The following is a 24,447-nucleotide window of genomic DNA, read 5'->3' as shown; positions in this document are numbered from 1 at the left end:
AGGCCCAAATTCCAAGGCCGCGTTTCGCGCCGCCTTGCCCCAGAAAATGAGACAGCCGCCGATGATCGCATCGGCGGCTGTCTCATCAAATCGGCACTACCCCGATATATCATGGGCACGCTGCCCCCGCTTTAACCATCCTTGCGACGGCTCATGCGCGCGATCACGGCAAAGAACAGCGGCACGAACAGGACGCCCAGAACGGTCGCAGAAATGGTCCCCGACAGAACACCGGTACCGATCGCGGTACGCCCGCCGGACCCCGCGCCAGAGCTGAGCACCAGCGGAAGGACACCCAGCGAAAACGCCATCGATGTCATGATGATGGGCCGAAACCGCTGCCGCGCGGCATCGACCGCTGCCTCAAATATCGTCTCGCCCGCCTCGCGTTTGTCACGCGCGAACTCTACGATCAGGATCGCGTTCTTGCCGGTCAGACCGATCACCGTCAGCAGGCCCACCTGGAAAAAGACACCGTTTTCGAACCCGCCGAAATATGCCCCGGCCAGCGCGCCCAACACGCCGATAGGCATGGCCAGCATCACCGCAAAGGGGATCGACCAGGATTCGTACAGCGCCGCCAGCGCAAGAAAGATCGCGGCCAGCGACAGCGCATAGAGCAACGGCGCCTTACTGCCCGATTCCTGTTCTTCCAGGGAAAGACCGGTCAGCGAAATCTGGAAACCGGGCGGAAGTTGCTCGGCCAGACGATGGATTTCGGCAATCGCCTCACCAGTGGACACACCCGGCGCGGGCGAGCCCTGGATCTGCATCGACGGCACGCCGTTATAGCGGTTCACGCCCTGCGGACCCTGCGCCCATCCCTCGGTGACGAAGTTCGAAAACGGCACCAGCCCGCCATTGGCGTTGCGCACGCGCCATTTTTCAATGTCCGACGGGGCACTGCGCGCGTCCGCCTGGCCCTGCACATAGACCCGCTTGATCCGACCCTCGTCGACGAAATCGTTGACATAGGTGCCCGCCCACGCGGTGCTGAGCAAGGTGCCGACATCCGTGGCAGACACGCCCATCGCGCCCGCACGGCGCCAGTCGATATCCAGATTGAACTGCGCCGCATCCTCCAACCCGCTGGGCCGGGCGCTGGCGATCAGTTGGCTTTCGGCAGCCATTCCCAGCATCTGATTGCGCGCCTGAAGCAGCTGCTCATGCGTCTGTCCGCCACGCGCCTGCACGTAGAAATCAAAACCCGACACGTTGCCCAGTTCGATCACCGACGGCGGCACGATGGGGAACACCATCGCCCCCTTGATCTGACTGAACGCGCCAAAGGCACGGCCCGCCAGCGCCTGAACGCTTAGTGCCGCCTCTTCGCGTTCGCTCCAATCCTTGAGCCGCACGAAGGCGAGCCCCAGGTTCTGACCCTGCCCGGCAAAGCTGAACCCGACAACGCCGAACACGGATTCCACCATGTCCGATTCCTGCGTCAGGTAGTAGTTTTCGACTTGCTTCAATACGTCCATCGTCTGCTCGGCCGTGGTGCCGGTCGGGCCCTGGATCAGGGTGAACATGATGCCCTGATCCTCTTCGGGCAGAAACCCTTCGGGCGTGCGCAGGAACAGGCCCACCATCACCGCGACGATGGCCAGGTAGACGATGCCCATCCGCACCGGCCGACTGACCATCCAGCCCACCGTGCCTGCATAGCCGCCCAGCAGCCTCTCGAAGCCGCGGTTGAACAGGCCAAACGGGCCGCGCTGCGTTGCGCCGGTATGCTTGGCTTGCAGCAGCGTCGCGCACAGGGCCGGCGTCAGCGTCAGCGCCACGATGACCGACAAAAACATGGCCGAGATGATCGTGACCGAGAATTGTTTGTAAATCACCCCGGTGGAGCCGGGAAAGAAGGCCATCGGAACGAACACCGCCGACAGGACGACGGCAATGCCGATCAGCGCGCCGGTGATCTCGCCCATCGACTTGCGCGTGGCTTCCTTGGGGCTCAGCCCCTCCTGCTCCATGATCCGTTCGACGTTTTCGACCACGACGATGGCGTCATCGACCAACAGGCCGATGGACAGGACCATGGCCAGCATCGTCAACGTATTGATCGAATAGCCCAGCAGCGACAGTATCCCGAACGTACCCAGCAGCACGACCGGAACCGCCAGCGTCGGAATCAGTGTCGCGCGCAGGTTTTGCAGGAATAGATACATCACGAGGAAGACGAGGATGATGGCCTCGATCAGTGTCTTGACCACCTCTTCGATGGAAATCTCGACGAACGGCGTGGTGTCGTAAGGGATCACATATTCGACCCCCTCGGGGAAGAACTCAGCCAGTTCCTCCACCCGCGCCTCGACCGCCCGGGCGGTGTCCAGCGCGTTGGCGCCGGACGCCAGACTGATCGCCAAGCCCGACGCCGCCTGCTGGTTAAAGCGCGAAATCGTGCCGTAGTTTTCCGCGCCCAGTTCGACCCGCGCGACGTCGTTGACCAGCACCAGACCGCCGTCGGTTTCGGCGCGGATCACGATCTGGCGGAAATCCTCGGGCGTGGTCAGCAGCGATTGCGCCGTGATCGTGGCGTTCAGAACCTGCCCGTCAACCGCGGGCCGCGAGCCGAACTCACCCGCCGAGATCTGCGCGTTCTGCGCACGCACGGCATTGACCACATCCGCCGGTGTCAGCTCGAACGCGGCCAGCTTGGACGGGTCCAGCCAGATCCGCATTGCATATTGCGCGCCAAACACCTGGACGTTGCCGACGCCATCGACGCGGCTCAGCTCGTTCAACATGTTGCTGCTCAGGTAGTCGCCCAGATCGGTCGCGTCATAATCGCCGTTCTCGGCAATCAGCGCGATCACCATCAGGAAGCCCGAGGACGATTTTTGCACCGTCACACCCTGCCGCTGCACCGGCTCGGGCAGCAGCGCGGAGGCTTGCGCCAGCTTATTCTGGACCTGCACCTGTGCGATGTCGGCGTCTGTCCCGGTCTCGAACGTCAGCGTGATACTGGCGCCACCCGCACTGGTCGAACTGGAGGAAATATAGCGCAGCCCGTCCAGACCGGTCATCTGCTGTTCGATCACCTGCGTGACGGTATTGGCCACCGTTTCGGCGCTGGCACCGGGATACGAGGCGTTGACCGACACCGTCGGCGGCGCGATTTCGGGGTATTGCGCAACCGGAAGGGTCACGATGGACAGAATGCCGACGCCCATGATGAAGATCGAAATGACCCAGGCAAAGATCGGTCGGTCAATGAAAAAACGTGCCATGCTGGGGCGCTCCGGTCAGATCGGGATCAGATATGCAACAGGGGACTGGTGCAAAATCGGAAGGTTATTCGGCGGGCTTTTCGGGGGCGGCGGGATCGCCTTCTGGCTCTGCTTCCGGCTCTGGCGCGGCCTGTTCGGGGGCGGCCATGTCGGGTGCCGCCGTGGCGGCTTCGGCGCTCTCGCGTTCCTGCGGTGTCACCACGGCGCCCGGAGATGCCTTTTGCAGACCATCGACGATGATGCGGTCGCCACCCTTCAGTCCGTCCGTGACGACCCAGTAACGATCCAGATCCTGCTGCACCGTCAGCACGCGTTGCTCGACCGTGCCGTCCTGCCCGACGACCAGCGCGGTTGGCTGGCCACGGCGGTTGCGCGAGACGCCCTCTTGGGGCACCAAAAACGCGCCCTCGGCTTGTCCGCTGGGCATTTCAGCCTGTACATACATGCCCGGCAGCAACAGCTGGTCCGGATTATCAAAGGTAATGCGCAACACAACGACCCCGGTCAGCGGATTGACCACAGGCTCTGCCGCCGTCAAATGGCCCGATTGCTTGAACACCGTACCATCGGCCAGCGTCAGCTTGACCTCTTGCGATTGGCTCTTGGTCTGGTCGCCGCGGTTGCCACGGCGAAAGTCCAGCATTTCCGCCGCCGATTGCGTCACGTCTACATAGACGGGATCGATGTTGCGGACGGTTGCCAGCGGGGACTGCTGACTGGCCGTCACAAGCGCGCCGGGGCTGACCATCGAGCGGCCAATTTCGCCTGACAGGCGCGCGCGGATCATGGTGCGGTCCTTCTCGATTTCGGCGGATTGCAGCTGCGCCTGCGCGGCCTGAAGGCTGGCAATAGCGCCGTCGCGGTCGGCGATGGCGGAATCCAGTGCCTGTTCGCTGATCACGTTGCGCTGCGAAAGTGTCTCGAGCCGCTCGGCCTCGCGGCGGCTGGCCTTGACCTGCGCCTGCGCCTGCGCGACGGCGGCCTTGGCCTGTGCGACGGCGGCGTCGTAGCTGGCCGGATCTATCTTGTACAGGATATCGCCTTCCTCAACGCGCCCGCCCTCGTGAAACAGGCGCTCGGTGATGATGCCCGCCACCTGCGGTCTCACCTCCGCCTCAGCCGAAGCGACGACGCGGCCCGGCAAAGTGGTGGTCAGATCGACATCCTGCGCCTCGACCGTCACCACGGTCACGGCGGGGGGCGGCCTGTCCCCTTGCTGCGCAAGCGCCGGGACAGCCAAAACAAGCGGGGCGATCAGCAACGCCACACGGCGCGCGACAGAAAGGAAATGGGTCATATGTACAGAGTCCAGATAAATAGGCATGCGTGTCCAACCCCGCGGACAATAGTCAATATGGCATCTGCGGCAAGGGGCGGCGGCGCACCATTACGTGAAAAGACAACTTTGAGGAACGGTGCAGGACGCGCCCATGGCCAAGCGCCCGATTTTTCGCGAAAAATCGTCACCCGCCCCAAAGGTCTGCACCCGGTCAGCGCAGGCCCTTGGCTGCGATCTCGCCCGCCAGCTGTCGCACGGCAGAGCCGCGCGCGGCGGCGATGTCCTGCGCGCTGAATGTGCCGCCAATCGGCACGACCACCGCAAACAGGTTCGCCCGGTCACGGCCATTCTCGGGCGCGACGAAATACTGGCCGGACAGGCGGAAGGTGCCGTCGACATGGGCCAGCATTTCCTCGACCCGCAGCTCCAGTTCGACCTGAGCGCGGTCGACGAACGGCCACGGCTCGGACGCGACGCGCGCGCCGGTGATCTGCGCCAGATAGCGCGTCAGTTCCAGCGTGATCGCGCGGCCCGGCTCATCGGCCCATAGCAGACCCTCGTCAGGGCTGATGACGCCACCGGGGCCGGAGACGTATATCTCCTCGGACGCGGCATAGGTCGGCAGCGACACCTCGCGCAGGGCGACCGTACTGTAGGAAATGCGCTGGCTTTGGACCGGATCGGTGCGGGGGACCGCGACGCGCTCGTCCGGAGTGCCGCCGCAGGCCGCGAGCGTAGCGGCAGCGCCGAGCATGGCGAGTGTTCCTGTTTTCAACATGGCATCATTTTCCTGTCAGAAGGGAATTTGGATTGCGTTCGATCGCGCGGGCCAGCGACGAAACGGCCTGCGCGGCGCGCTGCACCTCGCGCAGCGCATCGCGGGCATCCCGGCCAAGGCCGGTATTGGCCTGATAGCCCTCGATGGTCGTGCCCGCCTGCGCCAGAACCCGGCGCGCCTGTTCGATCAGCTTGGGCAGATCGGCGCTGGCATCCGCAATCCTGTCGGCGGCATTGCTGGCCGAGTTCAGCGTATTCTTGGCCGTCTCGACGACGCCGGCCTCGCGCAGCTGGGTCAGGACTGCGCTCAGCTCGGTCAGCGACATGTTGAGGCTGGCGGGCAGCTCCCTTGTGCTGGTCTGGTTCAGGTAGCTGTCGACGGTGGTCAGCAGTTCGGTCATCTGGTCTGCCATCTTGTCGATGGCGACCTTTTCGACATTGGCGGCAACCGCATTGATGCGCGCGACCAGGTCCGGCACGCCCTCGACCGCCGCATTCACCCCGCTTGCCGCCTCGGCGGCGTCATCCAGCGCCTTGCCCAGACGGTTGGACAATTCCTGACTGTTGAAGCCATCGATCAGCGTCGCAAGCCTGTCGATCACGCCGCTCAGCTGACCGGGCAGCGCCTTGATATCGTCCGATGTGATGACATCGCGGGCGTCGACCAGAAGGCTGTTCAGCGTCTCTGGTGCGTTGCGCACGCCCTCGCTGGTGATCAGCGCGTTGGCGTTGCCCAAAAGACTGAGCACCTGATTCATGATCTCTTCGACGGGCAGGTTGTTGATGCGATTGAACACGCCCTCGGCGGTGGCGGCGACATCCGATATGTCGCTTGCGGTGGTGGGGATACGCGCGCCGCCCTCGGGCAGGGCAACAATTTCGGCGGGGGGCGCATCCGGCACCTCGGTCAGCTCGACCTTCAGGCCGCCTGTCAGGATCGACGCGGTTGCCAGCCGCGCGCGCAGCCCGCCCTTTACCCGCGTGCTGAGAAACTCCATCGCCGTCGTATCATCCTTTTTGCCCTCAAGCCCCAGCCGCCCGGGCTGGATCGTCAGGGTTGCGACCAGACGCACGCGATTGTCACCAAAGGTTTCGGGATCCACCAGACCGTTCAGCGCTGAAACGCGCCCGATATTCAGCCCGGCCATGTCGACGGGGGCGTCGACGGCAAGCCCGGCAATGTTGTCCTCGAACACCGCCGACAGAGTCAACGTCTTGCCTTCGTCTCTCGAGAAGACGGCAGCGCGCGCCGATGCCTCATCGGCATAGATCGACATGACTGCCCCTTGCTCCAGCGGGACACCGCCCGATACCATCGTGGCAAAGGTCACGCCGCCCGAAATCAGCGACGCGATGGACGAGAAATCCAGCGCCGCACCACCCGGCCCCAGCGTAAAGGAGAAACCCGACGTATCCCAGAACCGGGTCGCGCTGTCGATCAGCCGGTCATGTGGCTCGAATATGATCGCCTGCGCCTCGGCGGTGCTGCCGTCATCGCTGATCGACGTCCTGCCGATCTTGCCCACGGTTATGCCCTGATAAATCACCGGCGCGCCCTCGGTCAGGGACGCCTTTCCGGCAGCGCGCAGCGTCAGCAGCAGGCCCTTCTGGTTCAACCGCTCCAGCGGGGCATCGCTGAGGCCGTCGAATTTGCGACGCGCTCCGCTAGGCTCACTGTCCCACAGCCCTTCGATGTAGACGCCAGACAACACCGTAGCCAGCCCCGAGACCCCTTGGGCTGTCACCTCCGGACGCACCACCCAGAACTGGGCGTCGGCATCGACGTAATCGGTAACCTCCTTGTTCAGGCGCACCGACACCATCACCCGGTCCAGCCCGTCGGTGAAACCGATCTTCTCGACCATGCCGACGGTCACATCGCGATACCGCAATTCCGTCGCCCCCGCCGATATGCCCGAGGCATTCTCAAACGCGATTTCGATCACCGGACCGCGGTCGAGATACGTTTTGACCGCCACGCCAACCACTGCGAACAACGCAATGGCCGGGATGATCCAAACCATCGACAGGCGCCTGAACGGGCTTTGGCCTGCGGGTTTGACCGGCGGGAGGGGCGGTGTCTGATTGCCTTGTGTCACGCCGAGCGTTCCTTATGAGCCGTAGGTTCGGGCGGTAATTCAGGCTTGGGCGACTTGCCCGTATCCCAGATCAGCCGACTGTCGAAGCTTTGTGCGGATATCATGGTGAAGATGACGGACAAAGCGAAAAAGATACTCGCCGGTCCGGGTGATATATTTACCAGAGTTTGCAACTGCACCAGGGACGACAGGACCGCGACGACAAACACGTCGACCATCGACCAGCGGCCGATATATTCGACAACCTCGTACAGCTTTTGGCGCCGCCCCTCAGAAACCTGCGGCCCGCGCCGCACGCCGATGACAAGCCCAAGGATGATAATGAACTTGGCCATCGGAATGACGGCACTGGCAAGCAGGATGATGATCGCGACGCCCCAGGCACCATGATGGGCCAGTTCCACCGCGCCGCCGATGATCGTGCTGCTCTGCGAGTTGACCAGCGTTTTCGTCTCAAGCATCGGATAGAGGTTGCCGGGGATATAGCAGGCCACGCCCAGCGCCCACCACGCCATCACCTTTTGCAGCGACATCGGGTCGCGCGACTGGACCTTGCCCCCACAGCGCGCGCAGATTTCGGTGCCCGCAGGGGACACGCGCGTGCAGCGCTGGCAGCCGATCAGGCCCATTTCACGCGCTGTTCTCATGGCTCCAGCGATTTCCAGATCGAATAGCGGCACATCAGGCTGTCGGTCATCACGAAGATGATCATCAGCACCGCAAACATCCATGCGGCGGGGCCCAGGCTGACCTCGGCCAGATCGCTGAGCTTGACCAATGCGACGGCGCAACCGATGGCGAAAATCTCGGCCATGGACCATGGCGTCAGATCCTCGGCCAGACGAAAGGCCGGCCGTGCCAGCCGCGCCGGCGGTTTGTCCTGTATGACCGGCACCAGCACGTAGATCAGCAGGAACAGGCGCGCCATCGGGATGATGACGATAAAGGCCAGAATGGCCGGCGTCAGCACCGCCAGCATGCCGGTAAAGGCAAGGCTGGTCTGCACGATCGACGTGCCGTGATGCAGCCCCCCCGCCCCGATCGACAGAAAGGGAAAGAACATCGCCCCGGTAATCAGGATCAAAATACTGCTGGCCAGCGCGATCAGCCGTTTGCCGGCCTTGCGGCGCGGCGCGATCAGGACAGAATGACATCTGTGGCAATAGGCGCGTTCGTCCTGCGCCACATGCGGCGTGGAATACACCAGGTCGCAATGCGGACAGGCGATAAGCTGGTCAAGCTCATCGTGTGTCAGGCCGTCTTGTGGTGCGTGCGTCTGGTTCATCCGCCTGTATTGTCGCGGGTGTTTGCGGCAACCGCAAGCTGGCTTGGTGCGGGTAGCGACGGGCGCGGACGGAAATGTGATCAAAATATGGATAAGATCCTGATTTTATCAGAAATAATTAACCTAACGTTTCCTTTCACTTCCGTAATTTGACGGCGGTGGTCGGCGAATCGCAGGATGGCGGCAGGCGCGCGCCCCCTCAAACCCGCCTGAAAACGGCACCGCTACAGCCGCTCATGCGCTTGCAACCAATCCTTGATGATCTGGCGATGGCGGTCCGCGCCATAGCTGGGAAAATGGCCGCCATGCACGACCTGCACCGGCAGATCATACAGCCGCACCATCGAGCGGTGATAATCAGCAGCATCGGCATGATACGTGTCCTCAATCAGCGGCCCGTCATAGACGATATCGCCGGAAAACAGGATCCCGGTCCGCGTTTCCCACAGGGCAATGCCGCCGGGGGAATGGCCGGGTGTGTGGATCACCTCGAACGCGCGGTCGCCCAGATCGATCATATCGCCATCGCTTAGAATACGGGTCGCCGGGGCGGATTTGAGCCTGTAATCGGCAGAGCCATAGGGCAGCGGCGGCAGTTGCGTGAAAATCTCGTCGGTGACGTAGGGATCGGCCAAGGTCGCGGCATTGGTGGGGTCCGCCAATATGTGCGCCTCGGCCTCATGCACGCAGCGGTCGTCGAATTCGTGATGACAACCGATGTGGTCGAAATGGGTGTGGCTGGCCACTGCCGTCAGGGCGCGCTCGGTCACGAGCGGCACCCATTCGCGCAAGGACACCACGCCCATCCCGCTATCGACCAGCATATCGCGGTCGCGGCCCCGGACGTGCCACATGTTGCAGCGGTAGAATTCCTCGATATGCGGCTCGCATATATAGGTGACATCATCGGCGCGCCTGTCGGTGCGATACCAATCCTGAGGCTTTGCGCGTTTCATGTCCGGGCCTCGAAAATCGACAGGTCGGCGGGATCGGCCGAAAGGGTGACACTGCTGCCGATCTCTGGCCGGGCATCGGGCGGCAGATGCGCGATCAGGGCAAGGTCCGGCGCGGCCTCGGGGCGCAGGTGGCAGCGGAAATGCGTGCCAAAGAAGGCGGCGTCGGTGATGCGCGCGCGCCCCATATCCCAGCCGCCCTTGCCCATGCCGATCTGTTCGGGCCGCAGGCAGAGGGTGAGCGCGCCTGTCGGCGTGCCGTCCGGCGCGGGCAAGGCGCCCAGATCAGTCTCTATCAACGCACCTTGGCGGCTGGCCGGTATGCGGTTCATCTCGCCCATGAAACCGGCGGCGAACAGCGATCCGGGCCGCCGGTACACCCGATCCGGCGGGCCGCAATCCTCGATCCGCCCGCCGTTCATCACGACGATGCGGTCGGCGATGGCCATCGCCTCCTCCTGGTCGTGGGTGACATGCACGAAGGTCGTGCCAATCTTGCGCTGGATCTGCTTCAGCTCGTCCTGCATGGAGTGACGCAGTTTCAGGTCCAGCGCGCCCAGCGGTTCGTCCAGCAGCAAAACGTCAGGATCGACGGCAAGGCTGCGGGCCAGCGCGACGCGCTGGCGTTGCCCACCCGACAGGGCATAGGGGCGTTTGAGGGCGGCATCGCGCAGGCCGACGAGATCCAGCAGTTCATCCGCCTTGGCGTTACGCGCCGCCTTGCCGACGCCCGCCATGCGGGGGCCGAAACCCACATTGTCACGCAGATTCATATGCGGAAACAGCGCGTAATCCTGAAACATCGTGGTCGTGGGCCGCTTGGCCGGGGCCACGCCGGTCATATCGTGCCCGCCGATCACAACAGTGCCGTGCCCCGGCTTGATGAACCCGCCAAGGACCGACAGCAGGGTCGTCTTGCCACAGCCCGAGGGGCCAAGGAGGACGATGTATTCGCCCGCCTCGATTTCAAGGTTGATATCGTCCAAGGCACGAAAATCGCCGAAATCGTGGCTGATGCCGGACAGGGAAATGGGGGCGGTCAACGGCGTTTCCTTCCGAAGATAAACAGTTCCAGCCCGATCACGAGCGCGACCGAGATCAGAAAGACGAGGCTCCCGATGGCGTTCGTGCGCGGCGACAGACCCGAGCGCAGCAGGCTCCAGATCTCGACCGGGAGGGTCACGTCGAAGCGGGTCATCAGGAACGCGATGATGAATTCGTCCCAGCTGAGCGTGAGGCACAGGAAAAATGCGGCAAGGATCGCGGGCGCCAGCATCGGGATCGTCACCAGCGCCAGCACGCGCCACTCGCTGGCGCCAAGATCACGCGCCGCGCGCTCGGCGTTCTCCTGCTGCGCCCCCATCGAGGCGTAGATGATGGCAAAGGCCAGCGGCAGGTTGATCACCACATGGCCGACGCCGGCGGCCCAGAGCGACGGGCCGGGGCCGTAATTGTTGAATACGATCAGAAGGCCAAGGCCGATGATCAGGTAGCTGACCGTCATCGGCGCGATCAGCAGGCCCCGCAGGAACAGCGTGCCGGGCAGGACGTGCCGCGCAAGACCGTAGGCGGCAAGGAACCCCAAGGCACAGGACAGCGCGGCAGAGCCTGCGCCGACCAGCAGCGAATTGAGCAGCGCCGACATCAGGCGGGAATCGCCGAGCACGTCGGCATACCATTTCAGGGTCGGCCCGTTGAAGGGTGGCACCGGCAGGCGGCCGTCCTGAAAGGAAAACAGCACCAGCGTCACCACCGGCAGGAAGATGAACGCGTAGGCCAGCGCCATGTAGATCCATGGGAGCGCGCGCCTCATAACCGGGCCAGACGCAGCCAGCGAGAGGCGGCCAGATAGGCCAGCGTCACCAGCGCCATCAGCACGATCGACATGGCGGCGGCCAGCGGAAAATTGGCGCCGCGCCCTAGCTGGACCATGATGATCTGCGGGCCGGTCAGCTCGTTATTGCCGCCCAGGATCTGCGGCGTGATGTAGTCGCCGATGCACAGCACAAACGTCAGAAAGGCGCCGGTGGCAATGCCGGGCATCGTCAGGGGCAGCACGACATGGCGGAACGCCTGCCAACTGCTGGCGCCCAGATCGACTGCCGCACGGCGGTAGTTCGCGGGCAGTTGGATAAGGTTGGCGTAGATCGTCAGCGTCAGCAGCATGACGAAGAAATGCACGAACCCGGTGACGGTGGCGAACCGGGTCGAGGCCAGCGTCAGCGGCTCGGATATCACGCCCAACCCGATCAGCGCCTGGTTGATGACCCCCTCGCGCGAAAGCACCAGCAGCCACGCGTAGGAGCGCACCACATAGGACGTCCAGAACGGCAGGATCGCCAGCAAGAGGGCTAGTCTCTGCCAGCGCGCGGGCACGCGATAGGCGATGATCCAGGCCAGCGGGTAGGCGAGGACAATCGACACGATCGTGACGGTCAGAGTGATTTCCAGCGATACCACGATGGCGCGCAGAAGGTAGCTCTGCCCGAAAAGACGCGTGTAGTTTTCAAGCGAAAATCCCCAGATCAATTCGCGCCCGTCGAGGGTGGCAAGGCTCATCGCGGCCATGATGGCGAACGGCACGACGAAGAACGCCAGCGTCCAGAGCAGGGCCGGGGCAACGAAGCCCCAGCCGCGTATCGTCTCGGGCTTTGCCATCAGTGCTGGAGCATTTCCAGCCAGACATCCTGCATCTGGCCGTCCAGTCCGGCGTCAGGCGACGGGTAGAGCTGCGCGCGCTTCAGGTAGTCGGGCTGGTCGTCCCAGCGCAGCACGTCCTTTTGCGCGTCGCTCAGATGCTCGCCCGCCTTTTGGTTCGCGGGCATCCCCCAGTAGCACGACGAGGTCGCCAGCCGCGCCTGCCCCTCGGGGCCGGTGATGTATTTGACGAATTCGACGGCCATATCCTTGCTCTCGCTGGTTTCCAGCACGCCGATGGACTGTGCCCAGCGCACCGCGCCCTGATCGGGGATGGTCCATGTCAGCTCGGGCTGTTCCTCGGCCAGAACGGCGGTCAGCCATTCGCCGCCGCCGATGACGATATCGACCTCGCCGGTGGCCAGCGCGGTCTGGCTGGCGACGACCTCGCCCACCGAACGCGCGTTTTCCTTCATGGTGAACAGGGTCTCTTTGATGCTGGGCAGGTCATCGGCGGTCAGATTTGCAGTTTCCAGACCGCTCGCAATCGCGGCAAGCCCCATGACCGGCAGGTAATAGTCATAGACGGCGATGCGGTCCTTGTACTTGTCGCTCCAGACAGTCGCCAGATCCTGCATGTCGGCGGCATCGACCTTGTCCGCGTTGAAGGAAATGGTGTTGTAGCCGAATTTCTCGGTCACGGCGTAGGTCTTGCCGTCCACTTGAGTCTGCGCCTCCATCGCGACGCCGGGCCAGAAATCGGCTGTCGGCAGGTCACCGGCAGGCAGTTCGGCCATCAGCCCGGCATCGACGGCGCGGGGCACGTCGATGGCGTCGATCACCAGAACGTCCCAGTCGCCGGGGCGGGACTGCTCCAGCAGGGCCAGCGCGGTGGCGGTGCCTTCGTATTCGCGCAGGTTGACGCGGATGCCGTGCTGCTGCTCGAACGGCTTGATCAGGGCGGGGTCGGTGTGATCGCACCAGACCAGCGCATTGAGGTCTTCGGCGGCCATAGCGGCCGCGGGCAGCGCCAGTATCGCGATGCTGCTCATCAAAGCGCGGCGCAGGGGGGAATGGGTCATGTCGGTCTCTCCTTGTTGGGATGGGGCGGCTGGCGCGCCTCTTGGGTGAAAAAATGAGTTGCTTCAATTTTGAAGTCAACTGTAAAAACAAGTCGAGACTGCGAAAGGGACAGAATATGGCCGGACTGCGCGCCAAACATAAGGCGGATCGCCACGCCCGCATCCTGAACGCAGCGGTCACGCTGTTTCGCCGCGACGGATACCGCGCCGCAAGGATCGAGGATCTGGCCGGAATGGCCGAGGTGTCGCCGGGCACGGTCTATAACTATTACGGGTCCAAGGGGGACATCCTGATCGCCACCGTCGCGTTGGAGGTCGAAGAGGTGCTGAGCGCGGGCGCGGCCATCGTCGCGGACCCGCCCAAGGGCGTGCAGCAGGCTGTTTCGACCCTGATCAATGGCTATTACGACCATTCGCTTGACTATCTGAGCAAGGAAATGTGGCGCAGCGCGATGGCCCTGTCGATCGAGGCGCCCCATACACAGAACGGCGCGCGATACTCCGAGCTGGACGGCGCGCTGGCCGCGCAGGTCGTCGCGCTGATCACGCGGTTGCAGCAGCGCGGCGAGGTGGCAGCGGGGCTGGACGTACAGAGCCTGGGCGAAGTTATATTCAACAATCTCAACGCGATGTTCATCGAATTCATCAAGGATGACGCCATGACGCTTGATACGCTCAAGGCCCGCGTCGCGTGTCAGACCGGCGCGCTGGCCAAGCTGATAGAAGGGCGGCCATAGGCGCGACGCCGACCCCACGCGCCTTAAGCTGGCCTTAAGCCTGATGCGATCCACCTTCCTGCAAAGACAGAGCAGAAAGGAAAAATCATGACGAATCGCATGACGCGCCGCGATGCGCTGATGTCGGGTCTGGCGATGGCCGGAGGGTTGAGCGGGGGACTGGCAATGCCGTCGGTGCTGCGGGCCGAGGAATTCACCCGGCGCAACGCCTCCAGCTTTGCCGTGCAGAACTGGCAGGACCATTTCGACGATCTGGGCGTGGCGACAATTGTGTCCGACACGCAGTCCCGCGCCCTGCATTTCTGGAGCGGCGACGGCAAGGATTACCGCGTCTACCCCACCTCCGTCCCGATCAGCGAGGATCTGACCAAGCGCGGTTACACCAAGATCGTGCGCAAGAAGGTCGGCCCCGACTGGACGCCCACCGCCTCGATGATGGAGCGGTTTCCCGAGTATAAATACATGCCGCCGGGCCCGGATAACCCGCTGGGCACGCATGCGATGTATCTGAGCTGGCCCGCCTACCTGATCCACGGCACGCATGATACGCGCAAGATCGGGCGCAAGTCGTCGGACGGGTGCATCGGGCTCTATAACGCCAAGATCGCAGAGCTTTTCGCGCTCTGCCCCGTGGGCACGCAGGTGCGTTTGATCTGAATGTGCAGGCGGCGCCGGGGATCGGCGCCGCCGATTAGCTGCGTTTCTGGAACGCGATCAGGATCAGCGCTAGCAGGCTTGATCCCAGCATCAGGAGCAGCGACACCGCGTTCAGCAGCGGGGTCGAGCCTTCCTTGAGCCGGTCGAACATCGCGATGGTCAGCGGCGCGTCCGAACCGACCAGCATCAGCGTAGTGTTGAAATTCTCGAAACTCATCAGGAACGCCACCACGCCCGCCCCGACGATGGCGGGCATCAGGAACGGCACCGTGATGGTGCGCACCGCAGTCAGGCGGCTGGCGCCAAGGTTCAGTGCGGCCTCCTCCAGCGTGGTGTCGAATTTCTGCAAGCGGGCCGAGATGACCAGCGTCGCGATGGTGGTGATGAAGGAAAACTGCCCCAGCACGACCAGCACCAGACCGGGGCGCAGGAATTCGGCGTCCACCTTCGCGGTGTCCCACATCACGTTGGCGACGTTGGAGGAAAACACCAGAATGGATATGCCCAGCACGATCCCCGGCACCACCAGAGGCAGCAGCATCAGCACATAAAGCAGGCCACGCCCGCGGAATTTGTAGCGGTTGAACAGGAACGCGTTCGACGTGCCGACCGCGACCGACAGGATCGCCACGCACGCCCCGACAAGGGCCGAGGTGCCGATGGCGCCGAGGATGGCACGCTCGTGAAACACACCGATCTTGGGCGCGGTGCTGCCGAAAAACCAATCCAGCGTGAACCCCTTCCACGGCAGGGACGGAAACTGGCTGTCGTTGAAGGCGAACACCGCGACAACCGCCAAGGGCAGCGTCAGGTAGACGAAAAACAGCGCGACATAGCTGGTCCAGATGACCGTCAGAGCGCGGGGGGTGGGGATGGTGGGTATCATCAGCCCATCGTCCTTTCCAGCGTCTGGCCCGTCAGGCGCAGCATGGCCCAGATGATGAAGGAGGACAGGAACAGCAGCATGAAGCCGAACGCCGCGCCCAGCTCCCAGTTGAACCTGACGATGAACTGCGAATAGATCATTTCGGTGAACCACAGGCTGTCCTTGCCCCCCAGCATGGTGGGGGTCAGGTAATTGCCAAGGCTCAGCATGAACACCACGATACAGCCCGACACGATGCCCGGCACCGCGTGGGGGATGACGATCTCGCGCATGACCGACCAGCCCGATCCGCCCAGATCATAGCCCGCCTCGATCACCGCATCATCCAGACTGTCCAGCGTCGTGACCAACGGGACGACCATGAACAGCATCGACGTATAGACAAGGCCGGTCATTATGGCCGCGTCGTTATACAGCATCTCGACCGGGCCGGAGACCGCCCCCGACCATTGCAGGAATTGCGAGATCACGCCGGTTTCGCGTAGCAGGATCATCCAGCCAAAGGTACGCACCAGTTCGGACACCCAGAACGGGATGAGGCAGAGCAGGAACAGCACCGACCGCGCGCGCCCGCGCACCATTTTCGCGATGTAGTAAGACACCGGGAACGCGATCAGCAGCGTGATGAGCGTCGCTATGATCGACATGACGGCGGTGCGCATGAAGGTCCGCATATAGAGCGGCTCGGTCAGGACGGTGGCGTAATTGGCGATGCTGGTCTGGTATTCGCCCACGCCGATCCGCTCGCGCAGGGACAGCATCAGCATGTCGACATGCGGAATGATGATCAGCAGCGTCAGCCACAGCAGCAGCGGCATCAGCAGCAGGATAAATCCAAGGCGGGCGCTGGCGGCCATGCCCTAACCCTCGCTCGCGGCAAAGCAGCTCGCCTGCGCCGCGGACCAGGCGATGTGGACAGGAGCGCCGCGTTTGAGATCGGCAAATTCGCCCGATTGCGGCAGGGTCACTTCGACCTCGCCGCCGGTCTCGTCGCTTTGCACAAGGATGCGGCTGGCCGCGCCGTTGAACAGCAGGCTGCCGACAGTGCCGGAAATATGGTTGTCGAACTGCGCCAGATCGGCGGCGCTGCGCGCAAGGCGGATCGCCTCGGGGCGCACGAATATGTCGACGGCGGCGCCCTTGGCCGCCTGCCCCTTGGCGGCGGCGCGCATGGTCAGGCCGGTGTCGGTGCGCAGCTGCACGGTATCGCCCTCAACTCGGTCAATCGTGCCGCGCCAGCGGTTGCTGTCCCCGACAAAGCTGGCGACAAAGGAGGTTTCGGGCCGGTAATAGAGATCCTGACCGCTGCCGACCTGTTCGAACTTGCCCTTGTTCATCACCGCGATACGGTCAGACATCACCAGCGCCTCGGACTGGTCGTGGGTGATGTAGACGAAAGTGGTGTCGAACTCGGCCTGCAGCGATTTCAGCTCGATCTTCATGCGCTCGCGCAGTTTCAGATCCAGCGCACCCAGCGGTTCGTCCAGCAGCAGAACGTCCGGCTCCAGCACCATGCAGCGGGCGATGGCGATACGCTGGCGCTGGCCGCCCGACAGCTCGTCGACCTTGCGTTTGCCCACGCCGGGCAGGCCGATGCGGTCGAGCACCTCATCGACCTTGCGGGCGATTTCGCCTTTGGACATGCCCGCGCGGCGCAGGCCATAGCCGATGTTGGCCTCGATATTCATCATCGGGAACAGCGCCAGATGCTGGAACACCATGTTCACCGGCCGCTTGTTCGGCGGCACGTCCAGAACGGAGCGGCCTTTGATCTGGATATCGCCGGAGGTGGGTTCAAGAAAGCCGGCGATCATCCGCATGATCGTGGTTTTCCCACAGCCCGATGGGCCGAGGATCGAGAAAAACGACCCGGCAGGCACCGAGAAAGAGACGTCGTCGACCGCCAGCGTTTCGCCAAAGCGGCGCGTCAGGGCGGTGCATTCCAGATCGGGGGTCATGGGGATTTCCGTCTAAACAGGGTGGGGGCGGCCCGGACCGGGCCGCCCGCCATTTGCAGATTATTGCGCGGCTTTGACGCGGTCCAGGATGCCGCCTTCGATGGCTTCCAGGCCGGCGGGGACCGGCGGATACCACTTAATGTTGTCCACGGCCTCGGGCGGGAAGCTGCCCTGATACTGCGCCTTCAGCGCGTCCGAGGCGAATTCGTCCGCGCCCTTGGAGGCGGTGAAATTGCCGGCGGATTCGGTGATCATCGCCGCGATTTCGGGCTGCATCACGAAGTTGATGTAGTCATAGGCGGCCTGATCAGCCTTGCCCTTGGCGGGCAGAACGAATGTGTCGATCCAGCCCAGCGCGCCCGAGGCAGGCGCGACAAAGTTGATGTCGGCATTGTCGGCGTTCAGCTTCCAGCCGCCGGTGTCCCATGCCATCGCGGCGACGACTTCGCCCGAGCGCACGAGGTTCAGCAATTCGTCACCGCCGCTCCAGTAGGTTTTGACGACCGGCTTGCACTCGATCAGCTTGGCTTCGACCTGATTCATGATCTCGGTATAGGCGGCCTCGTCGCCATAGGCGGCGAAGGGGTCCAGACCCATTGAATAAGCAAACCCGATCAGCGTCGGGCGCTTGAGGCGGTAGGACACCTTGCCCTCCAGCGACGGATCGCACAGGTCGGTGTAGTCCTTGACCGTATCGGCATCGGCGGTGTTCACGATCAGCCCGCTGGTGCCCCAGATATGCGGGACGGCGTAAACCTCGCCATCGACGGTCGAGTTCCCCTTGGTCGCGTCCAGCATGGACGGCACGAACTGCTCGGTCTTGATCTGGCTCATGTCGATGGGCTTGTAGATGCCGAATTCGGCCTGCGGGCCGGCGATGCGGTCCTGGCTGGGCTGGGCAAGGTCAAACCCGCCGCCGCCTGTCGCGCGCAGCTTGGCGATCATTTCCTCGTTGTTGGACATCGTGACTTCGACTGTGTGGCCGGTTTCGGCCTCGAATTTCTCGATCACGTTCTCGGGGGCGTAGCCGCCCCATGTCAGCAGGCGCAACGTGTCGGCCTGCGCGGCGCCGACCAGCAGGGCCGCGCCTGCGACGCCCGCGGTCAATGTGCGTAGAATGATTTTCATGTCTGTCTCCCATTGGCTTGTCTGGTGAACCACGCCGCGTCCCTATCTTTTGATTGTAACAGTTTGCCGACGCGTGCGGATGCTGCCCCATGATCAGGGCGGGCAGATTTGTGCCACCGCCAATAGGCCCAAGTTACGCCCACCCGTCAACAGAGGACGACGGGCCGGCCGCCAGAAATTTAACTTTTGGTCAAAATTCTCAGGCAGCGACCGAAATCAGATATGGCGCGACATGGCGGCGGATGCTGGCTTGCATTTCGCCCGTGCCCTGCCCCGGTGCATGATCCCGGGATGCGATCATCACGCTTTCATGCACGATGCGCGGTGCGAAAGGGCGCCAGAGGACACCGTCGCGCAGCTCGGCCTTGCCGTTGATCGGGTCGATGATCGAGATGCCGCAGCCCGCCGCGACCATGTTGCGCGCGATGGCGTAGTAATAGCTGAACGATTTGTAGCCCAGCGGCACGCCGGCCTCGAACATCACCTGTTTCAGCTGACGGTCGACGACGTGATCGCCGTTGATCCCGACGATCGTGCGCCCCTCCAGATCGGCTGGCGTGATGATGTCCCGCGCCGCCAGCGGATCGGTTTCGCGCATGATGCAGACGCACTCCATCGCGAACGGCTCGCCATTCAGGCCGGCGGCGGGAATGGGCGCGTCGATCAGGCCGATGTCGATCTGACCGCTGGCCGTCCAATCCGCGATCTGGCGCGAGGAATGGATACGCAGCTCGATATGGGTGCCCGGAAATTCGGCCTGAAATTCGGCGATCAGCGTCGGCAGCAGGTTCATCGCCATCACGCCGTTGGTCGCGATGCTGACCCCCCCGGCCCAGCCCTGGCGGATCTCATCGGCGCGCCGGTCGACGCGCGCCAGCGCCATCAGCCCTTGGGTGATTTCGCCGCGCAGCTGCGCCGCCTCGCCCGTTGGTGCGAAAAAACCCCGGTTGCGGTGGAACAGGCGAAATCCCAGTTCCTCCTCCAGATTGCTCAGCGCGATGCTGACGGCGGGCTGCGTCAGGTTCAGCCGCTGCGCCGCCTGACTGACCGACCCGGCCTCGTAGAGGGCGTTGAAGACTTCGAGGTGGCGGATCTTGAGGCTCATGGGCTGGGTTCCGGCGGCTGTATAAGGAAATCGAATGAAACAATATTTTATATTGAATTGATATATTCAAAACCTCTTTCTAACCTTTCCCCATGCAGGACCGCGCAAGGGGGCGATATGGCGTTGGTGCAAAATCCGAAACGGGATGTCTGGACTAGGGACTGGAAGGACAGCTCTTACTGGCTGGACGGGCTTGCGCCGCCCGCTCTGCCGCAGACGGCGCTGCCGGCGCGGGTCGATGTGGTCATCGTCGGATCGGGCTATACCGGCCTCAACGCCGCGATCGAAACGGCGCGGGGCGGGCGCAGTACGTTGGTGCTGGAGGCTGAAACACCCGGCTGGGGGTGCAGCACGCGCAATGGCGGGCAGATCAGCACGTCGATCAAACCGTCACTGGAAAAACTGGCCGCACGCCACGGCCCCGACCGCGCCCGCGCGATTCGCGACGAAGGCAAGGCGGCGCTGGCCTGGATCGAAGAGCGCATCAAAGCCGAAAACATCGCCTGCGATTTTCGCCGCGCCGGGCGCTTTCACGCCGCCCACACCCCCGCCGCCTATGAGACGCTGGCGCGCGAGGCCGAGGCATTGACCCGGGAGGAGGGGATCGAGGCGCATATGGTCCCGCGCGATCAGCAGCGGCGCGAACTGGGCACGGATGTCTATCACGGCGGCACGGTGTTTGCGGCCCACGCATCGGTCAACCCGGCACTGTATCACCACGGCCTGCTGCGCACGGCGCTGGACGCGGGCGCGCAGGTTCTGGGCCAGACGCCGGTGACGGCGATCACCCGCACGGCGACAGGGTACGACGTGCAGACACCGCGCGGCCGGGTACTGGCCCGCGACGTGGCCATCGCGACCAACGGGTACACCACCGGCCTGACCTCCTGGCAGCAGCGCCGCGTCATCCCCATCGGCAGCTACGTCATCGCAACCGAGCCTCTGCCAAAGGGCGTCATCGACCGGCTGTTTCCGACCGACCGCGTCGCCAGCGATACCTGCAAGGTGATCTATTACTATCGCGCCTCGCCGGACCGCACGCGCATCCTGTTCGGGGGCCGCGTCTCGGCGGGCGAGACCGATCCGCGCATCAGCGGCCCGCGCCTGCACGGCGACATGTGCCGAATCTTCCCCGAACTGACGGACACGCGCATCAGCCACAGCTGGATGGGCACCGTCGCCTATACCTTTGACGAGCTGGCCCATACCGGCACGCATGAGGGCATGCATTTCGCGATGGGGTATTGCGGATCTGGGGTGTCGATGGCCTCGTATCTGGGCATGCGCATGGGGCAAAAAATGCTAGGGTTGGCCGAGGGGCACACGGCGTTCGACGATCTGCCGTTTCCGACGCGGCCCTTTTACACCGGACGGCCCTGGTTCCTGCCTGCCGCCGTCGCGTGGTATCGCTGGAACGACACCCGCCAGCGCGACAGGGCGCAGGCAAACTGACGACAACAGGCAAAAAGGCCACCGGAAAACCGGGGCCATCATTCAACAGATGGAGGAGACCATAATGAAACGTATGACACTGACACTGGCCGCATCCCTGCTGGCCACCACCGCGCTGGCCCCCATGGCAAACGCAGAGGGCGACACGCTGACCGTCGCCAGCTGGGGCGGATCGTATCAGGACGCCCAGAGCAAGGCCCTGTTCGAACCCTACGAGGCCGCCACCGGCAACACGATCAAACAGGAAACCTATGGCGGCATGTCGGACGTGCGCCTTCAGGTGTCTTCGGGTCAGGTCACGCTGGATGTTGTCGCCAGCGGATCGGGCTCTGCCGCGCGCGCCGGCGCCGAAGGGTTGCTGGAGCCGCTGGATTATGACGTGATCGACGTCAGCAATTTCCCCGAGGCGTTCTACAGCGAATACTGCGTCGGCGGCGATGTCTTCTCGGTCGTGCCCGCGTTCAATACCGACAAGTTCGGCGCCGAAGGCCCGCGCGGCTGGGCCGATTTCTGGGATACCGAGAAATTCCCCGGATCGCGCGCCTATCGCGGCACCGTCTCGGGCGCGCTGGAACCGGCGATGATGGCGCTGGGCGTCGCCCCCGAGGATGTCTATGCCGAGCTGAGCAGCGAGGACGGCATCGAGCGCGCCTTGGACAAGATCCGCGAGCTGAAGCCGAACATCGCGGTTTTCTGGACCTCGGGCGCGCAGCACGCCCAGCTGATGAAGGATGGCGAGGTGGACATGACCACCGGCTGGAACGGCCGGTTCGACAATGCCGCCGCCGATGGCGCCAAAGTGTCCTATTTCTACGATCAGGGCCTGCTGGATTACGACTGCTTCGCAATCCCCAAGGGCGCGCCGAACGCAGATCTGGCGATGCAGTTCATCGCCGAGATTTCCAAGGCCGACTATCAGGATGATCTGCCGAAATTCATCACCTACGGCCCCACCAATTCAGCCGCCTATGACACCGGTGAAATCAGCGCCGAGGTGGCCGCATCCCTGCCCTCCTCGCCCGAGAATATGGCCATGCAATTGCCGATCTCGCTGGAATGGTACGCCGAGTGGGAGCAGATCGCCGCCGAGATGTATCAGGAAATGCTGACCGAATAAGGCGCCTGACTGCCACGGGCGGCGCGGCTGCCTGTGGCATTTTCTGAACATCGACCCAACAAAGGGGGCCGCCACCTCGTGAGCACCAGATCCGAAGCCCTGCCCATCACCGTGCGCGGCGTGACCAAGACCTATGGCCGCATCCATGCGCTGAACGACGTGTCGCTGGATGTCAAAAGCGGCGAATTCCTGACCCTTCTCGGCCCGTCCGGGTCGGGCAAGACGACGCTTCTGATGGTGCTGGCGGGGTTCACCCGGCCCGACCGGGGCAGCCTGAAATTCGGCGAGGATGAGATGATCCGCACCGCGCCGCATCTGCGCGGCGTCGGGATGGTATTCCAGAACTACGCGCTGTTCCCGCACATGACAGTGGCCGGCAATGTCGGCTATCCCCTGCGCCTGCGCCGCACGCCCAAGTCCGAGGCAAAGGACCGTATCGAGCGCGCGCTGGATCTGGTCCAGCTGGGCGGTTATGGCGACCGCAGCATAGATCAGCTGTCGGGCGGGCAGAAACAGCGCGTCGCGCTGGCCCGCTCCATCGTGTTCGAGCCGCGGATCCTGCTGATGGACGAACCGCTGTCGGCGCTGGACAAGAAGCTGCGCGACCGCATGCAGATCGAGCTGCGCCACCTGCACGAACAGCTGGGCATGACCACCGTCTACGTCACCCACGACCAGCGCGAAGCGCTGACCATGTCCGACCGGATCGCCGTGGTGAATCATGGCCGCATCATGCAACTGGCCGAACCTCAGCAGCTGTACGACCGCCCGGAAAACAAGTTCGTCGCGGATTTCATCGGCGATTCCAGCTTCCTTCCCGTGACGTGGAACGGGGCCGGCGTGACGTTTGGCGATATGACGCTGCAGATGGATGGCGCCGTGCCGCAGGCTGACAATCTGCTGCTGATGATCCGCCCCGAGCGCGCGCGCCTGTTGATCGGCGAGACGCCCGGGGATACCAACATCTTTGACGTCACCGTGACCGAACTGGTCTATCAGGGGGAAAGCTACCTGCTGTATGCCCGGCTGAAAGACGGGTCCGAAATCGCGGTGCGCGGCGCGATCCGCGAGGGCACCTTTGCCGGCCTGCCGCGCGCCGGGGACAGTGCAAGGCTGGGCCTGCACCGCGCCGATACGGTGGTGATCGCGGACGGGGGCACTTAGATGGCTGTTACCGATCTGCACACCACGCTGAACGCCAAGGGCCTGCGCCGCGATGAGCGGGCCGAGCGCTGGCGCCTCTTCGGCCTCAGCTCGCCCGCCTTGCTGCTGGTCCTGATCATCCTCGTGATCCCGGTGGGATGGCTGTTTTATGTGTCGTTCATCGGGGCAGACGGCAATTTCTCGCTGGAAAACTACGAGCGGATGATCAAGCGCAAATCCTATTCGCGCATCTTCATCACCACGTTTCAGGTCAGCCTGCTGACCACCGGCCTGTGCATCCTCATCGGCTATCCGCTGGCCTATTTCATGTCACAGCTGCCGACCAGATGGGCCAATCTGTGCCTTGTCACCGTGCTGCTGCCGTTCTGGACCTCGCTTCTGGTGCGCACCTATGCATGGCTGGTGCTGCTGCAAAAGCAGGGGCTGGTGAACCAGTGGGCGATCTCTATCGGCCTCTGGGACGAACCGCTGAAATTCGTGCATAACATGACCGGCACGCTGATCGGCATGGTGCATATCATGCTGCCCTTCCTGATCCTGCCGGTCTACGGCGCGATGCGCAGCATCGACGGCGACTATCTGAAGGCTGCGTCGAACCTTGGCGCCAGCCCGCGCCGGGCGTTCTGGACGGTGTTCTTTCCGCTGTCGACGCCGGGGCTGTTCGCCGGATCGCTGATGGTGTTCGTGCTGTGCCTTGGGTTTTTCGTCACGCCTGCGGTCCTTGGCGGAGGCCGCGTGATCATGGTGTCGATGAAGATCGTCTCCAACATCGAGCTGTTCGTGAACTGGGGCGCGGCCAGCGCCTTGGGCGTCGTGCTGCTGGTGATGACGGTGTTTATCCTGTGGATCGCATCACGGTTCCTGAAGCTGGAGCAGATGACAGGCGGGGGGCACTGAT

General features: G+C 63.5%; 22 protein-coding genes. 6 read left to right on the top strand and 16 right to left on the bottom strand.

The window, feature by feature from the left end; genetic code table 11:
- Positions 1-131 precede the first annotated feature (131 nt).
- The 11 genes from FGD77_RS07845 to FGD77_RS07790 form a co-directional block, all read right to left on the bottom strand.
- Positions 132-3,233, bottom strand: a complete 3,102-nt coding sequence (locus FGD77_RS07845) for an efflux RND transporter permease subunit (protein WP_255008250.1) — start codon at positions 3,231-3,233, stop codon at positions 132-134.
- A 64-nt stretch (positions 3,234-3,297) separates the two neighbouring features.
- Positions 3,298-4,530, bottom strand: a complete 1,233-nt coding sequence (locus FGD77_RS07840) for an efflux RND transporter periplasmic adaptor subunit (protein WP_255008247.1) — start codon at positions 4,528-4,530, stop codon at positions 3,298-3,300.
- A 193-nt stretch (positions 4,531-4,723) separates the two neighbouring features.
- Positions 4,724-5,290, bottom strand: coding sequence for a membrane integrity-associated transporter subunit PqiC (locus FGD77_RS07835; RefSeq protein WP_255008245.1), 567 nt, complete (start codon positions 5,288-5,290; stop codon positions 4,724-4,726).
- A 4-nt stretch (positions 5,291-5,294) separates the two neighbouring features.
- A complete protein-coding gene (locus FGD77_RS07830) occupies positions 5,295-7,388 on the bottom strand; it encodes an MlaD family protein (RefSeq protein ID WP_255008243.1) in 2,094 nt (697 codons plus the stop codon).
- Positions 7,385-8,035: a paraquat-inducible protein A gene (locus FGD77_RS07825; RefSeq protein ID WP_255008240.1), complete on the bottom strand. Its 651-nt coding sequence runs from the start codon at positions 8,033-8,035 to the stop codon at positions 7,385-7,387. Before FGD77_RS07825 ends, FGD77_RS07830 begins: the two co-directional genes overlap by 4 nt.
- A complete protein-coding gene (locus FGD77_RS07820) occupies positions 8,032-8,673 on the bottom strand; it encodes a paraquat-inducible protein A (protein WP_255008238.1) in 642 nt (213 codons plus the stop codon). Before FGD77_RS07820 ends, FGD77_RS07825 begins: the two co-directional genes overlap by 4 nt.
- A 224-nt stretch (positions 8,674-8,897) precedes the next feature.
- Complete coding sequence (locus FGD77_RS07815; protein ID WP_255008236.1) at positions 8,898-9,629, bottom strand: MBL fold metallo-hydrolase; 732 nt, start codon at positions 9,627-9,629, stop codon at positions 8,898-8,900.
- Complete coding sequence (locus FGD77_RS22425) at positions 9,626-10,669, bottom strand: ABC transporter ATP-binding protein (RefSeq protein WP_369682710.1); 1,044 nt, start codon at positions 10,667-10,669, stop codon at positions 9,626-9,628. Before FGD77_RS22425 ends, FGD77_RS07815 begins: the two co-directional genes overlap by 4 nt.
- Positions 10,666-11,439, bottom strand: coding sequence for an ABC transporter permease (locus FGD77_RS07800; protein WP_255008235.1), 774 nt, complete (start codon positions 11,437-11,439; stop codon positions 10,666-10,668). The genes FGD77_RS22425 and FGD77_RS07800 overlap by 4 nt, the downstream gene beginning before the upstream one ends.
- Entirely contained in the window at positions 11,436-12,284 is an 849-nt protein-coding gene (locus FGD77_RS07795; RefSeq protein ID WP_255008232.1) for an ABC transporter permease, read from the bottom strand. The genes FGD77_RS07800 and FGD77_RS07795 overlap by 4 nt, the downstream gene beginning before the upstream one ends.
- Positions 12,284-13,345, bottom strand: a complete 1,062-nt coding sequence (locus FGD77_RS07790; RefSeq protein ID WP_255008230.1) for an extracellular solute-binding protein — start codon at positions 13,343-13,345, stop codon at positions 12,284-12,286. Before FGD77_RS07790 ends, FGD77_RS07795 begins: the two co-directional genes overlap by 1 nt.
- Positions 13,346-13,461: 116 nt before the next feature.
- On the opposite strand from FGD77_RS07790, the gene FGD77_RS07785 reads away from it, so the two are divergent.
- Positions 13,462-14,082: a TetR/AcrR family transcriptional regulator gene (locus FGD77_RS07785; protein WP_255008228.1), complete on the top strand. Its 621-nt coding sequence runs from the start codon at positions 13,462-13,464 to the stop codon at positions 14,080-14,082.
- Between the two features lie 87 nt (positions 14,083-14,169).
- Positions 14,170-14,739: a L,D-transpeptidase gene (locus FGD77_RS07780; RefSeq protein WP_255008225.1), complete on the top strand. Its 570-nt coding sequence runs from the start codon at positions 14,170-14,172 to the stop codon at positions 14,737-14,739.
- A 34-nt stretch (positions 14,740-14,773) separates the two neighbouring features.
- Here FGD77_RS07780 and FGD77_RS07775 read toward each other — a convergent pair whose 3' ends face one another.
- The 5 genes from FGD77_RS07775 to FGD77_RS07755 form a co-directional block, all read right to left on the bottom strand.
- Complete coding sequence (locus tag FGD77_RS07775; protein ID WP_255008223.1) at positions 14,774-15,625, bottom strand: ABC transporter permease; 852 nt, start codon at positions 15,623-15,625, stop codon at positions 14,774-14,776.
- The gene (locus tag FGD77_RS07770) at positions 15,625-16,482 is read right to left on the bottom strand and encodes an ABC transporter permease (protein ID WP_255008221.1); all 858 of its coding nucleotides are present in this window, start codon (positions 16,480-16,482) and stop codon (positions 15,625-15,627) included. The genes FGD77_RS07775 and FGD77_RS07770 overlap by 1 nt, the downstream gene beginning before the upstream one ends.
- Positions 16,483-16,485: 3 nt before the next feature.
- Positions 16,486-17,583 carry an ABC transporter ATP-binding protein gene (locus tag FGD77_RS07765; RefSeq protein ID WP_255008219.1) on the bottom strand — a complete coding sequence of 366 codons (1,098 nt, stop codon included), beginning with the start codon at positions 17,581-17,583 and terminating at the stop codon, positions 16,486-16,488.
- Positions 17,584-17,643: 60 nt separating this feature from the next.
- The gene (locus FGD77_RS07760) at positions 17,644-18,711 is read right to left on the bottom strand and encodes an extracellular solute-binding protein (protein ID WP_255008217.1); all 1,068 of its coding nucleotides are present in this window, start codon (positions 18,709-18,711) and stop codon (positions 17,644-17,646) included.
- Between the two features lie 199 nt (positions 18,712-18,910).
- Complete coding sequence (locus tag FGD77_RS07755; RefSeq protein ID WP_255008215.1) at positions 18,911-19,816, bottom strand: LysR family transcriptional regulator; 906 nt, start codon at positions 19,814-19,816, stop codon at positions 18,911-18,913.
- 117 nt (positions 19,817-19,933) lie between these two features.
- Here FGD77_RS07755 and FGD77_RS07750 point away from each other — a divergent pair, with 117 nt between their 5' ends.
- The 4 genes from FGD77_RS07750 to FGD77_RS07735 all read left to right on the top strand — a co-directional run bounded on the left by FGD77_RS07750 (position 19,934) and on the right by FGD77_RS07735 (position 24,446).
- Positions 19,934-21,268, top strand: coding sequence for an FAD-binding oxidoreductase (locus FGD77_RS07750; RefSeq protein WP_255008213.1), 1,335 nt, complete (start codon positions 19,934-19,936; stop codon positions 21,266-21,268).
- A gap of 64 nt (positions 21,269-21,332) precedes the next feature.
- A complete protein-coding gene (locus FGD77_RS07745) occupies positions 21,333-22,385 on the top strand; it encodes an ABC transporter substrate-binding protein (protein WP_255008211.1) in 1,053 nt (350 codons plus the stop codon).
- A gap of 78 nt (positions 22,386-22,463) precedes the next feature.
- Positions 22,464-23,549, top strand: a complete 1,086-nt coding sequence (locus FGD77_RS07740) for an ABC transporter ATP-binding protein (RefSeq protein WP_255008209.1) — start codon at positions 22,464-22,466, stop codon at positions 23,547-23,549.
- A complete protein-coding gene (locus FGD77_RS07735; RefSeq protein WP_255008207.1) occupies positions 23,550-24,446 on the top strand; it encodes an ABC transporter permease in 897 nt (298 codons plus the stop codon).
- Position 24,447: the final 1 nt, after the last annotated feature.

The sequence above is a fragment of the Roseovarius sp. M141 genome, from assembly GCF_024355225.1.
Lineage (GTDB): Bacteria > Pseudomonadota > Alphaproteobacteria > Rhodobacterales > Rhodobacteraceae > Roseovarius.
The sequence above is the reverse complement of the archived record's forward strand: the minus strand, read 5'-3'. Positions and strand labels throughout refer to the sequence as shown.